13 protein-coding genes are annotated in these 12,754 nt (G+C 71.8%); 7 read left to right on the top strand and 6 right to left on the bottom strand.

All coding sequences use genetic code 11. The features are described from left to right. Positions 1-28 precede the first annotated feature (28 nt). Positions 29-859 (bottom strand): membrane protein insertase YidC, encoded by an 831-nt coding sequence (gene yidC / locus Vqi01_RS01325; protein WP_204032153.1) that lies wholly within the window; start codon positions 857-859, stop codon positions 29-31. A gap of 86 nt (positions 860-945) precedes the next feature. Beyond that, the gene (locus Vqi01_RS01320; RefSeq protein ID WP_239098098.1) at positions 946-1,239 is read right to left on the bottom strand and encodes a DUF6412 domain-containing protein; all 294 of its coding nucleotides are present in this window, start codon (positions 1,237-1,239) and stop codon (positions 946-948) included. A gap of 47 nt (positions 1,240-1,286) precedes the next feature. Between Vqi01_RS01320 and Vqi01_RS01315 the strand changes: the two genes are divergently transcribed. Both Vqi01_RS01315 and Vqi01_RS01310 read left to right on the top strand, forming a co-directional pair. Beyond that, positions 1,287-1,718 carry an NUDIX hydrolase gene (locus Vqi01_RS01315; protein ID WP_204032151.1) on the top strand — a complete coding sequence of 144 codons (432 nt, stop codon included), beginning with the start codon at positions 1,287-1,289 and terminating at the stop codon, positions 1,716-1,718. A 258-nt stretch (positions 1,719-1,976) separates the two neighbouring features. Continuing rightward, the gene (locus Vqi01_RS01310; RefSeq protein WP_204032384.1) at positions 1,977-3,245 is read left to right on the top strand and encodes an MFS transporter; all 1,269 of its coding nucleotides are present in this window, start codon (positions 1,977-1,979) and stop codon (positions 3,243-3,245) included. Positions 3,246-3,405: 160 nt separating this feature from the next. On the opposite strand, the gene Vqi01_RS01305 is transcribed toward Vqi01_RS01310, so the two are convergent. Continuing rightward, the gene (locus tag Vqi01_RS01305) at positions 3,406-4,164 is read right to left on the bottom strand and encodes a class I SAM-dependent methyltransferase (protein WP_204032149.1); all 759 of its coding nucleotides are present in this window, start codon (positions 4,162-4,164) and stop codon (positions 3,406-3,408) included. Between the two features lie 232 nt (positions 4,165-4,396). Here Vqi01_RS01305 and Vqi01_RS01300 point away from each other — a divergent pair, with 232 nt between their 5' ends. From Vqi01_RS01300 to Vqi01_RS01280, 5 genes are all read left to right on the top strand, one after another. Then, on the top strand, positions 4,397-4,585 hold the full coding sequence (locus tag Vqi01_RS01300; RefSeq protein WP_204032148.1) for a hypothetical protein: 189 nt from the start codon (positions 4,397-4,399) through the stop codon (positions 4,583-4,585). A gap of 121 nt (positions 4,586-4,706) precedes the next feature. Continuing rightward, positions 4,707-5,129: a hydroxyphenylacetyl-CoA thioesterase PaaI gene (paaI, locus tag Vqi01_RS01295; RefSeq protein ID WP_204032382.1), complete on the top strand. Its 423-nt coding sequence runs from the start codon at positions 4,707-4,709 to the stop codon at positions 5,127-5,129. Beyond that, positions 5,050-5,760, top strand: a complete 711-nt coding sequence (locus tag Vqi01_RS01290) for a dienelactone hydrolase family protein (protein ID WP_307824992.1) — start codon at positions 5,050-5,052, stop codon at positions 5,758-5,760. Before paaI ends, Vqi01_RS01290 begins: the two co-directional genes overlap by 80 nt. A gap of 144 nt (positions 5,761-5,904) precedes the next feature. Continuing rightward, positions 5,905-8,772: a helix-turn-helix transcriptional regulator gene (locus Vqi01_RS01285; RefSeq protein WP_204032144.1), complete on the top strand. Its 2,868-nt coding sequence runs from the start codon at positions 5,905-5,907 to the stop codon at positions 8,770-8,772. A 107-nt stretch (positions 8,773-8,879) separates the two neighbouring features. Beyond that, positions 8,880-9,698, top strand: coding sequence for a DUF5995 family protein (locus Vqi01_RS01280; RefSeq protein WP_204032143.1), 819 nt, complete (start codon positions 8,880-8,882; stop codon positions 9,696-9,698). A 308-nt stretch (positions 9,699-10,006) separates the two neighbouring features. On the opposite strand, the gene Vqi01_RS01275 is transcribed toward Vqi01_RS01280, so the two are convergent. From Vqi01_RS01275 to Vqi01_RS01265, 3 genes are all read right to left on the bottom strand, one after another. Further along, on the bottom strand, positions 10,007-10,213 hold the full coding sequence (locus tag Vqi01_RS01275; protein WP_204032141.1) for a hypothetical protein: 207 nt from the start codon (positions 10,211-10,213) through the stop codon (positions 10,007-10,009). A 234-nt stretch (positions 10,214-10,447) separates the two neighbouring features. Then, a complete protein-coding gene (locus Vqi01_RS01270; protein WP_204032139.1) occupies positions 10,448-11,266 on the bottom strand; it encodes a helix-hairpin-helix domain-containing protein in 819 nt (272 codons plus the stop codon). A gap of 526 nt (positions 11,267-11,792) precedes the next feature. Further along, entirely contained in the window at positions 11,793-12,602 is an 810-nt protein-coding gene (locus Vqi01_RS01265; protein ID WP_239098097.1) for an AfsR/SARP family transcriptional regulator, read from the bottom strand. Positions 12,603-12,754 lie beyond the last annotated feature (152 nt).

The following is a 12,754-nucleotide window of genomic DNA, read 5'->3' as shown; positions in this document are numbered from 1 at the left end:
CGGCTTCGTGACGTACCAGGATCTCGGCTCAGGGGGCCGGGGCGGGTGCGGGGTGCGGGGGAGTGTTGGCCGGTGGCGGTGGGTACTTGCGGAGGACCCAGGTCTGCTGGCCGAGGCTGAACAGGTTCGTGGTCACCCAGTACATGATCACGCCGATCGGGAAGATCAGGCCCGAGAGGAGCAGCGAGAGCGGGATGCCGTAGAGCATCAGCCGCTGCACCATCCTCTGCTGCGGGTCCGCTGCCCACCCGGTGCGCAGGATCAGCTGCCGGCTGCTCAGGTAGGTCGTCGCGATCATCGTGACGATCAGGACCGCGGCGACCACCTTGACCGTGATGCCGTCGGCGCCGAGCACGGCCAGCTCCGACGCGGTGGAACGGAAGCTGGCCGCGATGGGCGCGCCGAACAGGTTCGCCGACGACGCGCTGTCGAACTGGGCGACCGACCAGCCGTACAGCGTCTTGAGGTGTTCCGGCATGGTCGGCTTGAGATGCCGCAGCACGTGGAACAGGCCCAGGAAGACCGGGATCTGCACCAGCATCGGCAGGCAGCCCATCAGCGGGTTGGCCTGCTCCGTCCGGTAGAGCTCGACGAGCTCCCGCTGCAGGGTCTCCCGGTCGTTCTTGTGCTTCTCCTGAAGTTCCTTGATCCGAGGCTGCAACGCCTGCATCGCCCGCTGCGACTTGATCTGCTTGACGAAGACCGGGAACAGGACGGTCCGGACGGTGAGCACCAGGAACACGATGCCGAGCACCCACGACCAGTTGGTGCCCAGCACGGTCGCGTCGCCGAACAGCAACTGCCAGGCGGCGTGCCAGAACAGCAGGATTGCCGAGATGGCTGCGTAGATCATGGACATGAAGCACCCCTCGAAGTGCGACCGATGACTGAGGAAAGGGCGAAGAACAGTCAGTCGCGGTCGCCGAGGAGCGGGGAGGAACAGGCTCAGACGACCGCGAGGGGCGTCGTCGGGGCCCTGGGACGGGCCCGGCCGGCGGCGTCGGGGTCGCGATGGCGGGGCACGCCGGTGCGTCCGGAGCGTTCGCGCAGCATCCGGCGGGTGATCCGCAGGTCGGGATCGGTGACCACCCGGTGCAGCAGATTCGCGGCGGCGAGCAGGACGGTCAGCAGGACGCCGGTCGCCGCAGCGGTGCCGGAGAGCATGCTCGAGGCACCGACGTCGGCCAACACACCGACGAGGTACCAGAGCACGCCGAGCCCGATCACAGCAACAACCATAGCCGGCAGGGTGCAACCCGGGGCTGCGCGCCTCCTAGTGTGGGACCATGATTCCGATCTCCTGCGTCCTGCTGGTGGACCGGCACGGCCGGCTGCTGATGCAGTTGCGCGACGCGCACGCCCCGTACCACCCGAACGTGTGGGGCCTGCCGGGTGGGCACGGGGAGCCGGGGGAGACGCCGGAGAAGACCGCCAGCCGGGAGTTGCGGGAGGAGACCGGACTGCGGGTGACGGAGGGACTGCGGTGGTACGCCCGCCAGGAGTTGCCCGAACAGGACCGCGTCAAGCACTACTTCTGCGCCCCCACCCGGGCCCGGCAGCAGGACATCGTGCTCGGTGAGGGTGCCGCCCTCGTCTTCCTCTCCGCCGACGAGCTCCTGGACGGGCGACCCTACACCCCCGGTACGGCACAGATGCTGGCCCGCTTCCTGGCCTCGCCGGAGTACGCCGAACTCACCTCGTTGGCCGCCGCGGACTGAGGGACGAAAGGCCGATCAGCCGGCTGTCGACCGGGAGACCCCGGGGGCGCGGGCGACGTCGTCGAGGGTGACCGGCCGGCCTGCCGTGATCATGATGTACTCCCTGTTGCCGCTCATCCGCCCGATGGTGCGGGCGCCCATCCGCATCATGCCGCGCCGCCTGGCGGGCGGGTAAGCGCCTGGAGCGGATTGTGCTGGTAGCGCTTCCAGGTGTGTGATCGTTGCCAGCACCTCGCCGAGGAGAGGACCGGAACGTACGTGGACCCCACCGTCACCACCCCCGTGACATCCCCGCCCGGCCCGGGCGCGTCCCGCGCCGTGCTGGCCGCCCGCAACGGCGTCGCGGTGGTGTTCGCGCTCAACGGACTGGCCGTGGCGACCTGGTTCTCCCGGGTGCCGGCGGTCCGCGACGAGTTGGGCCTCAGCCCCGGCCGGCTCGGCCTGGTGCTGCTCGCCATGTCCGCCGGCGCGATTCTCGCCATGCCCACCGCCGGCCTGGTCACCCAGCGCCTCGGCGCGGCCCGCGCGGTGGCGCTGGCCACACTGATCCTGGCGCTCGGGCTGATCGTTGCCGGCGTGTCGGCCGGCGTCTTCGGGGCGCTGCCCGGGGTGGCGTTGGGACTGTTCGCCGTCGGCTACGGCTCCGGCAGCTGCGACGTGGCGATGAACATCGAGGGCGCCGCCGTCGAGCGCCGGCTCGGCTGGACCGTGATGCCCCGCTTCCACGCCGCGTGGAGCCTCGGTTCGGTGGCCGGCGCCGGCCTCGGCGCGGGCGCCGCTCGGCTGGGCGTACCGGTCGGCCTGCACCTCGGCGCGCTGGCCGCGTTGGTGCTCGCCGGCACCCTGCTCGGGGCGCGGGCGTTCCTACCGGCCGAGTCCGACGCCGATGCCGGCACTGCGGCCGGTGGGCGCAGCCGGCTGCTGGCCGCCTGGCGTGAGCCGCGGACCCTGCTCATCGGCCTGCTGGTGCTGGCCGCGGCGTTCGCCGAGGGCAGCGCCAACGACTGGCTCGCGGTGGCCTTCATCGACGGATACGACTTCAGCGAGGCGGCCGGCGCGGCGGTCTTCGGTGTCTTCGTGGTCGGCATGACGGTGGGCCGCACCCTGGGAACGGTGGCGCTGGACCGGTGGGGGCGGGGACCGGTGCTCACCACGACCATCGTGCTCGCGATCGTCGGCGCCGGCCTGGCGGTGCTCGCCGGCTCCGGCCCGCTCGCGGTGGTCGGCGTCGCGCTGTGGGGTATCGGCGCCTCGCTCGGCTTCCCGGTCGGCATGAGCGCCGCCGCCGACGAGGAGGAACACGCCCACGTGCGGGTCAGTGTGGTCGCGGTGATCGGCTACACCGCGTTCCTCGCCGGGCCACCGCTGCTCGGCCTGCTCGGCGACCACGTGGGCACGCTGCGGGCGCTGGTGGTCGTACCGCTGCTGCTGTTGCCGACGCTGTTGCTGGTCCCCGCGGCCCGTCCGCCCGCCGCCGACAGCACCGGGGCGCCGGCCCGGGCGGACGCACCGACCTCGGACGCGTGACCGCCCGACGGCCAGGGAGTCGCCACCCTCGCTGCACGACGCCGTCGGGTCACCCGGCCGTGCTCCGCCCTCGGCAGCAGTTTCGGGGAAAGTGCTGCTTCGTCGGCTGATGAGGCAGCATCTTCCCTGATGTTGTGCGGATCTTGAGGGTGCCGGGCGGTCAGCGGACCGCGACGACGGCGGCGTCGGGGCCGCCGCGCCAGAGGGTGCCCACCTCGGTGAAGCCGGCCTTGGTGAGGGCGGCGAGATGCCAGGAGATCGGCGGGTTCCACTCCGGGCTGTGACCGGCGGGGTAGATGGCGTGCCGTTGCCGCACCAGGGGGCCCAGCGCCTCGTCCCGTTCCGCCTGGTCCCACCACTGGGACCAGGAGAGGGCGGCACCGGCCGCGTACCGGGCCTGCCGTCGCTCCTGCGCCCGGGCCAGCAGGCGCTTGGTCAGCTCCGGCAGGGCGTCATCCGGCATGTGGTCGACGTTGATCAGCAGGCCGCCCGGCCGCAGCAGGTCGCGGATCTCGCCGTAAAGGGTGGCCAGCCGGTCGGCGGGCAGCCAGTGCAGTGCGGTGGCGGTGAGCACCGCGTCGTACCGGCGATGTGGCAGGGCGGTGTGCCAGTCGGTGCGGCCCAGGTCGGCGGTGACGACGGTGGCCCGGTCGCGCAGCGCGGCGGTGGCGAGGGCGAGCAGGGCGGGGTCGAGGTCGACCAGGGTCAGCTCGGCGTCCGGAAAGCGGCGCAGCGCCCGCAGCGAGATGGTGCCGGTGCCGCCGGCCAGATCGAGCAGCCGCAGCGGTGCGGTGTCGCGGATCGCGTCGACCGCGTCGAGCATGGCGCTGATCCGGTGCTCCCGGTCCGGCAGGTACGCCTCCTGTTGCCGATCCCAGCTTTCCTGCCACGCGTCTATGTCGACGATGTAAGGACTCATGTCGAGCACGCTAATTACGGGTGCCGACGCTGTCCAGACCTCTTGCCATAACTTTGCAATTACGAGACATTGGCAAGATGAGGATCGTGGGATCGACGGCGAGGTCGGCCGCCCCTGACCCCTCTCCGCGCGTACGACCCGTTTCCGAGGCGCACTGCGTCGCCTGAGTTGTTTCATACCTGCTCGTTAGGGGCACATCGCCCATCGCAAGCCGTGCCGAGAGAAGGCCGTGATGGCCACTGGCAGTCCGAGTTTTTCCAACCGGTCTGGCAGGCCGCCGGGCTGGGGGCTCTTCTACTACTGGGGTTCCTCCCGGTCCCGCGACTCGGACGACCGGATCGAGGCCAAGCTCGACGCGCTGTTGCGGGCCGGCAACATCGACCCGCAGAACCCGCGTGTCGCCGGCCCCGGCGTCGGCTGAGCGTGACCATTTCTCGGTGCCGCCGCCGACGATGACATGATGTCCGACCGAGGGCGAGGACCTGCCCGCCCGATCGGGCCCAGGAGCCAGTGTGGATCCGCAGCGCACCGCCGCGCACGAGATGTTCGACGCCGATGTCGCGTCCAACCGGCTCGGTATCGAGCTGGTCAGCGCTGGCGACGGCGTGGCGGTCGCCCGGATGCGGATCACCGCCGACATGGTCAACGGCCACCGGATCGCCCACGGTGGGTTCGTGTTCCTGTTGGCCGACACCGCCTTCGCGCTGGCCTGCAACAGCCACGGACCGGCCACCGTCGCGGCCAGCGGTGAGATCACCTTCGTCCGCCCGGCCCGGCAGGGTGACCTGCTGGTCGCCCGGGCCGTCGAACGCACCCGCTACGGGCGCAGCGGGATCTACGACGTCACCGTCACCCGCGGCGATGCGGAGGTGATCGCCGAGTTCCGTGGCCACAGCCGGGCCCTGCGACCGACCACCGACGGTTCGGCGCCGGGCGAGGGTTCCGCCGAGCGCGACCGAAGCTGACCCCGTCCAGCGGTGGTCGGCCCGGCGCGGCCGAGTTGTCGTACGCACCCGGCAGGATGTGTCGATGGGACACGTCGTGCTTTTTCATTCCGTGTACGGGCTGCGGCCGGCCGTGCTGACCGCCGCCGATCGGCTCCGCGCCGCCGGTCATCAGGTGGCGGTGCCCGACCTGTACGGCCAACCGCCCGTCGACACCGTCGAGGAGGGGTTCGCCCTGCTCGACCGGATCGGTCAGCGGGCCGTCCTCGACCGGGCTCGCGCCGCGCTCGACCCGCTGCCGCCCGACACCGTGCTCGCCGGCTTCTCGATGGGCGCCGGGGTGGCCGGTGCGATGCTCGCCGAGCGCCCCGACACGGCCGGCCTGCTGCTGTTGCACGGCACCGGTGGTTCGCCGGCGGCCGTCCGGCCCGGCCTGCGGGTCCAGATGCATCTGGCCGACCCCGACGCCTACGACCCGCCCGAGGAGGTCGACCAGTGGCAGCGGGCGATGACCGCCGCCGGGGCGGACCTGATGGTGCACCGCTATCCGGGGGCGGGTCACCTGTTCACCGACCCGACCGTGCCCGACCACGACCCGACAGCCGCCGATCTGACCTGGGAGCGTGCCTTGGCCTTCCTCCCGCAAAACTGATCGGGAGCCGGTGCGCGATGGCCCGGACCTGCGGCGAGGGCCAGGTGTCGGCGACCAGCATTTGGCGCGATGCCGACGCGTGGCGTAGGAGTCGGACCAGGCGGCGGTAGAGCGAGCAGGCGGCCGGTGGCTAGGCTGCGAGCCATGGCCAGCGACGTGGACGGCACGCCGCTCGTCGGTCGGGCCGAACTGCTGGCGACGGTGTGCTCCGCGCTGCTCGACGAGGCGGCGGGAAACACCGCCGCCGTCTTCCTCACCGGCGAGAGTGGCGTGGGCAAGACCCGGTTGCTGCACGAGGTCGGTGAGCGGCTGCGCGACGGGGATGCCCTGGTGCTCACCGGCTCCTGTCTGGACATCGGCGACGCCTCGCCGTTGCACCCGCTGCGCCAGGCATTACGCAGACTCGACGCCGACCTGGCCCCGCCCGCCGCTGCCTCGGTCCGTGCGCTGCTGGCGGTGTTCACCGAGGAAGCCACCGATCCAGACGGGGCGGGCGCACTGCTGGAGCGGGTCTCCCGAGGGCTGAGCGTGATCGCGGCGGGGCGCCGGGTGGTGCTCGTGCTAGACGATCTGCAGTGGATCGACCGGACCAGCCGCCAGCTGTTGCTCTACCTGCTCGCCGGCCTGGGTGACCTCCAGTTGTCGGTGCTCGCGGCGGTGCGCTCGGAGTCCCTTCAGGGCGCGCATCCACTGCGTCGGGTGCTCACCGAGCTGCGCCGGCTGCGGTCGGTACGGGTGTTCGACCTGGCCCCGCTGGACCGAGCCGCGACCGAGCAGCTCGCCGCGGCGGTGGTGCGTCGTCCGCTGGCATCGGAGGCGGCCGAGCAGCTGTGGCGGCGCAGCGGCGGTAACCCGTTCGTCGTCGAGGAACTCTCCCGGGATCTGCGCGACGGCCGGGACGGTCTCTCCGACACCCTGCGAGAAGTCTTTCTGGCCAGGGTGGACGCCCTGCCCGGTCCAGCGCGCCGGGCCGTGCACGCGGTCGCCGCCGGGGTCGAACCGGTCGAACACTGGCTGCTCGCCCAGGTCGTCGGGTTGCCCGAGCACGACCTGCTGGACGCCGTCCGCGCGGCGGTCTCGCACCGGTTGCTGGTCGGTTCCGACGACGGCTACCGGCTGCGCCATCGGCTGGTCGCGGAGGTGCTCACCGACGAGCTGCTGCCCGCCGAACGAGCCGTGCTGCATCGCCGCTACGCCGAGGCGTTGGCCTCGGCGTCCGGCGAGCTGCACCAGGCCCGGTTGGCGCATCACTGGCGATTGGCTGGCGAACCGGAGCGGGCGCTGCCGGCGGCGTTGGCCGCCGCACAGGAGGCCGAGCGACTGTACGGCTACGCCGAGGCGCACCGGCACTGGTCGGTCGCGGTCGAGCTGACCGAGGGCCTGCCCGACGTGGACCGCGCCGCCCTGCTCGGGCACGCGGCCGAGGCCGCCCACCACTGTGGTGAGTACGCCCGGGCGCTGTCGCTGCTGGAGGAGCTGGCCGGCACCGGCAGCGATCTCCCGGCCTGCGAGCTGTACATCCGCCGGGCCCGTTACCTCGCCGCCGCGGGCCGTTCGGCGCTGGCCGAGGCGGAGTACCAGCACGCGCTGCAGGCCGCCGACTGCACACCTCGGCAGCGTGCCACCGCCGCCGCCCGTTTGGCGGAGCTGCTGCTGCACCTCGGCCGGTACGCCGACGCCGGCCAGCGGGCGCGGGAGGCGTTGGCCCTCGCCGAGGGAGTTGACGGGGCCACCACCGAGGTGGTGCTGGCCAGCATGGCGCTGGGTTTCTCCGAGGCGTACCGCCAGGATCCGGACGCCGGGCTGGCCGTGCTGCGCCGGGCGCTGGCGACCGCCGAGCGCGCGGGCCGCCCCGAGGACGTGGCCTTGGCCTACCTGCACCTGGCGGAGCTGCTCACCGGCCCGCTGAACATCCTCGAAGAGGGGGTGGTGGTGGCCCGGCGGGGCGCCGAGCGGGTGGCCGAACTGGGGTTGGGCCGCAGCTACGGAACCCGGCTGCTGGCCATCGCCGCCAACGGCCTGTTCCGGGTGGGGCAGTGGTCCGAAGCGGAGAAGGTCGTCTCGGCGGCGTTGCGGCACCGGCCCTCCGGCGCGGACGCGGTCGAACTGCTGCTGGCCCGGTGCCGGCTCTCGGTCGGCTACGGCGACACCGAGGCCGCCGATCGGGATCTCGACGCCGCCGCCACCATGCTCGCCGGCGGCGGGGCCCGGCACGTCATCCCCCTGCTCACCCTGCGCGCCGGGCTGGCGATGTGGCAGGGACGCCACGACCTGGCCCGCCACACGGTGCAGCGCGGCCTCACCGAGACCCGCTCCGACGACCTGGTCATTCTCGCCGTGCTGGTCTGGCACGGTCTGCGCGCCGAGGCCGAGGCGCACGCCGGCCGCACGGTCGCGGTCGACGACACCGCGGTGCGCCGGCTGAGGGAGATCGCCGACCGGGTGGCCCGCAAGAGCGAGCGGGCGGCCCGACCGGTACGCGACGTCGTCGACGGGTACCTGGCGCTCTGCGCGGCCGAGGTGAGCCGCCTCGACGGAGCGGACCCGGAACTGTGGGCGCGGGCCGCCGCCGAGTGGGATCGCCGCAACCACCCCTATCCGGCGGCCTACTCCCGGCTGCGGCAGGCCGAGGCGCTGCTGTCCCGCCGTCGCCAGACCGCCACCGCCGGCAAACTGTTGCGGCAGGCCTACCAGACGGCGCAGGGACTCGGCGCGGTGCCGCTGGCCGAGGAGATCGCTACCCTCGCTGGCCGGGCCCGGATCGGGCTGGCGGAACGGGCGGTGGACGCCGCGCCGCCGGCCGGGACGGGCGGCGACGAACTCGCCGCGCTCACCCCCCGCGAGCGCGAGGTGCTCGCCGCGGTGGCCGAGGGCCTGACCAACAAGGAGATCGGCCAGCGGCTGTTCATCAGCGAACGGACCATCGGCGTCCACGTCTCGCACATCTTCGACAAGCTGCATGTGCGTACCCGGGTCCAGGCCAGCGCCATCTTTCTGCGTAGCCGCCGGTAGGTGTCGGATACGTCGTTCTACTGATGTCGCCGCTCCGCCTGACTGACAGGCTGAGCCCGGTGCCGGCGAGGTACGGCGGTGCTGGCGACCAGGGCGGAGAAGAAGGCATGGGTGAGCGAGTCACTGGACTCGGTGCGGTGGTGTCCCGCGACGACGCGACCGAACCGGTCTGGGGGCCGGTCCATCAGGACATGGTCGACCTGCTCGCCGATCACCCGGCCGACGTGCCCGCCGTGGTCGAGCATCTGACCGAGTTGCAGAATCTGCTGGTCCGGCTGCCTCCGCTGATGGAGAGCTGTCCACTGGCCGACTTCAACCGGCTGTATCTCGTCATCACCAGCAGCGTGCTGGACGGCCTCTACGCCGATCGGTTCATCGACCCGATCTTCATGTCCCGTCTGGACGTGGAGTTCGCCGCTCGCTACTTCGACGCGCTGCGGCTGTGGAGCGACCGCAGCCCTGGCACGCCGAAGGCCTGGGCGTGCCTGTTCGAGCGGATGTGCGGCCCGGATGCGCGCCCACTGCCCTCGGCGGCGGCCGGCGTGAACGCGCACATCAACTTCGATCTGCCGTTCGCGCTGGTGACCACCTTCGCCCACCTGGAATCCGAGCCGGTCGACGGCAGCGACCAGCACCACGACTATCTGGAGATCAACAAGATCTTCGCCGACAAGATCCCCGACCTGCGCCGGGGTTACCTGGATCGGTGGCAACTGCTCATCGACATGCTCAACGGCAACATCGACGACTGGTACCAGGGTGAGCTGATCGGGTACACGCGCGATGTCGCCTGGCGCAACGCACAACGCATCTGGCGGTGCCGGCACGATCCGCACCGACACGAACGCGAGCGCAAGCGACTCGACGACGCGGCCGCGGCGCTCGGTCGGTTGCTGCTGTCGCCCCTCGGGGCGTTCCTGCAGTAGCCGGGACGGGGGGTCCCCGCGCTCCGCTGCGCGGAGCGCGGGGGCGGTCCGATCAGCCGGGCGGCATCGCCCGGATCAGACCACGGGGGATCAGGGGGTCGGCCGGCTCCGGGGGGTGTCGGCCGGCCCTCCCGCATGTCCGGTGCCGGCTCGGCCGTTGCCAGGACATCGGGAACATGAGCGCGAATGGCGCAGTCATCAACATGTGCCGGTCTCGCACTGCTTCCGCTGAATTCCTCGGGACGCGTCACTCCGCCCGCCGCCGGTCCCGCCGACCGAAGGCGGGCGGAACGATTCCCGCACCGCCGTCACTCGGAGGGTTGGGGCAGTTCGCAGTCGACCTTCGGGTTGGCACCGACGTAGTTCAACGGTCCGGCGACGATGGTGACCAGGATGGTGCCGAGTTCGGCGCAGTTGGTCTCCTCGTCGTTGTAGTAGCCGCGCTGGCCGGCGGCGACTGCGCCGATGATCAGCCAGATCACGACGAGAACTCCGAATATCGACGTGCCGCGCATGGCGTTCCTCCACGGTCGGGGTGGGTACGAGGTGACGGGCCTTGTACCCACCCCGACCGCTCGGCTAACGATGACTTCGCCGCCTCGCTTGCACGTACAAGCCCTGCGGGCTCGACCTCGACAGCAGTTTCGGGGAAAGTGCGGCCTCGTCAGTCGGCGAGGCAGCACTTTCCCCGATGTTGCGCGGATCTTGCCGCCGGTCAGCGGAGGCTGCCGGCGGCTCAGCGACAGTTGTCAGGCGTCGTCGCCGGTCTGCGCAGCCAGGATCTTCGCCTGCTGGGGCCAGGTGGCCACGCTGGCCGTGGCCCGCATCCCGGCACCCCGGATCGCGTCCCGTAGCGCCGCCTCGTCCAGGTCCGCCAGTTGGCGGTAGGTCCGGATTCCTGCGCCGTGCAGGGCGGCGGCCATCTTCGGCCCGACACCCTGGATGCGCCGGAAGTCGTCGTCGGCGTCCTCGGCAGTGGTGGCCGGAGTCTTCTTGGCGGCCGGAGCTCGCTTGGCGGTCGCCTTACGTCCCGGCGATGAGCCGGCAACGATCGTCGCCGTCGTCTTCTCGACAGGCGTCACCGGCGACTCGTCCGGGACACTCGCCGATTGCGGCTCGGTGCTCGCCGATTGCGGCTCGGTGCTCGCCGGTTGCGGTTCGGTGCTCGCCACGGGCGCGGTGACCGGGTCGGAGGTGGTTGGCTCGGCGGCGGCTGGTGCGGCGTCGGCCGGTTCGGCGTCGGTCGGCGCGGTGGTGGCCGGTGCGGCGCCGGCTGGTGCGGCGTCGGCCGGTTCGGCGGCGGTTGGCGCGGTGGTGGCCGGTTTGGCGTCGGCTGGTGCGGCGCCGGCCGGCTCGGCGGGTGCTGCGGTGGTGCTCGACTGTTGGGTGTCGTTGGTCGTGGCTGGTGCCGGCTGGGTCGCCTGTGCCGGCTGGGTCGCCTGCGCGGTGGCGTCGCTCGTCGGCGCGGGCGCATCGTTGCGCCGGCTGCGCAGCAGCAGCCAGCCTCCGGCCAGCCCGGCCAGCAGGACCACGAGCAGTATCAGCCAGTTACCGAAGGACTCGCCCACGGCAAACCTCCCTGAAGTTCACGTCCGATCGTCCCGAAAAAAGCTCGCCGCAGCTTTGCACACGTGCGGCGGAGGCAACAGCCAGCCTCGGTAACAGTCCATGCGGACGCGCGGAGAGCTACCGCAGGTGGCCGGTACGAAGCGGACTGTGTGGGGTTGATCGACAGGGATGAGCGGGTGGGATGTGGGCCGCCGCAGGGGCATCGCCACCAAGGGTGCATCATCGAACAGTCGTGATGTCACACGGACATAAATATTTCTCTGTGACATCACACGACTGGTGACAACCTCCCCTGTGCGCAGCCGGTGAGCTTTCACGAGAGGCAAGGGCGACGGGGCGCGACCCCCGTCCGGGAGTCATGGTGTGGATCGCGTCGCCGAGCAGGGTGACCGTGCTGCCCTTCCACGTCGGCATCGGCTCCGAGGTGGACACCCCGATCGGCAGGGCGCTGCCCGGGTCGGCTCACCCTGTATCCAGGGCTCTCAAACCTGCCCCTCAACGGGCCGAACGCCGCGGTTACGGCGGTCAGCGGGCCTGGAACGTCGGCCGGGTGGCCGGGTGGCCGGGTGGCCGGGGTGCCGGCCGGCTGGCCCGGCGGATCGGTTCGAGCGTCTCGTCGAGCAGCGCGGTCATCGCGGGGGAGGGCTCCAGCCGCAGCTCCCGGAGCAACAGATCCCGGTAGACGTAGAAGGCGTGCACCGCCTCGAAGGCGTTTCCCTCGGCGAGATGGATGCGGACGACCAGCCGGTGCGGTGTCTCCCGCAGCGGTTCGGCGGCCATCGCCTCCAGTGCCGCCTCGAGGGCTTCGCCGTGCCGTCCGGCGGCCAGGTGCTGGCTGGCGACCTGTTCGAGCATGTGCAGCCGGAGCTGGCGCAACCGCTCGCGGCTGGTCAGCACCCAGTCGTCGTACCAGCCGGGGAGCAGGTCGTGGCGGCCGGCGGTGAGCGCCCGCGCGGCGTCGTCCGGTGCCTGGCCGTCGCGTACCCGGGCGGCCGTGGCTTCCAGCTCGTCGACGTCGACCCGTACCGCTGGGTCGAGACGGACCGTGTCGGCGGTGATGATCAGCGGGCAGTACGGGTCCTGGCGCAGCCGCCACAGCGCGGTCCGCAGCGACGACAGCGCCCGTTCCTCGGTGGCCTCGGGCCACAGCAACCCGGCGAGATGAGTACGGGTCGCGTCGGGTCGCAGCCCGATCAGCGCGATGATCCGTTGCAGGCCCCGGGGCACCAGCACCGGCGTGCCGCCGTGCATCAGGCGGAAGCCGCCGAGCAGGTGCAGCTCTACCTCGACGTACCGGTGTTCTCCGGTGGTCGGGGTGGGCGGATCGGCGGCCACGTCGGCACCCCCTGACACGTCGGCTGCGGGTCTCGGTCAGGCCCCGGCGCGTTCGCCGGGGACGCCGCCGTCGACTAGCTGGGCCGCGCGCGGGTGCGTGCGGAGCCGGGTCAGACCGTCGCGAAGATTATCAATAGCGATTACTCTGAGTC

This window comes from Micromonospora qiuiae (assembly GCF_016863555.1).
Taxonomy (GTDB): Bacteria; Actinomycetota; Actinomycetes; order Mycobacteriales; family Micromonosporaceae; genus Micromonospora; species Micromonospora qiuiae.
Note: the sequence above shows the minus strand (reverse complement) of the source record. Positions and strands in the feature narration are given on the sequence as shown.

Excerpts from the sequence above, each read along its gene's own strand:
- yidC (WP_204032153.1), bottom strand. The coding sequence starts at position 859 with ATGTCCATGATCTACGCAGCCATCTCGGCAATCCTGCTGTTCTGGCAC.
- Vqi01_RS01320 (WP_239098098.1), bottom strand. The coding sequence starts at position 1,239 with ATGGTTGTTGCTGTGATCGGGCTCGGCGTGCTCTGGTACCTCGTCGGT.
- Vqi01_RS01315 (WP_204032151.1), top strand. The coding sequence starts at position 1,287 with ATGATTCCGATCTCCTGCGTCCTGCTGGTGGACCGGCACGGCCGGCTG.
- Vqi01_RS01305 (WP_204032149.1), bottom strand. The coding sequence starts at position 4,164 with ATGAGTCCTTACATCGTCGACATAGACGCGTGGCAGGAAAGCTGGGAT.
- Vqi01_RS01300 (WP_204032148.1), top strand. The coding sequence starts at position 4,397 with ATGGCCACTGGCAGTCCGAGTTTTTCCAACCGGTCTGGCAGGCCGCCG.
- paaI (WP_204032382.1), top strand. The coding sequence starts at position 4,707 with ATGTTCGACGCCGATGTCGCGTCCAACCGGCTCGGTATCGAGCTGGTC.
- Vqi01_RS01285 (WP_204032144.1), top strand. The coding sequence starts at position 5,905 with ATGGCCAGCGACGTGGACGGCACGCCGCTCGTCGGTCGGGCCGAACTG.
- Vqi01_RS01280 (WP_204032143.1), top strand. The coding sequence starts at position 8,880 with ATGGGTGAGCGAGTCACTGGACTCGGTGCGGTGGTGTCCCGCGACGAC.
- Vqi01_RS01275 (WP_204032141.1), bottom strand. The coding sequence starts at position 10,213 with ATGCGCGGCACGTCGATATTCGGAGTTCTCGTCGTGATCTGGCTGATC.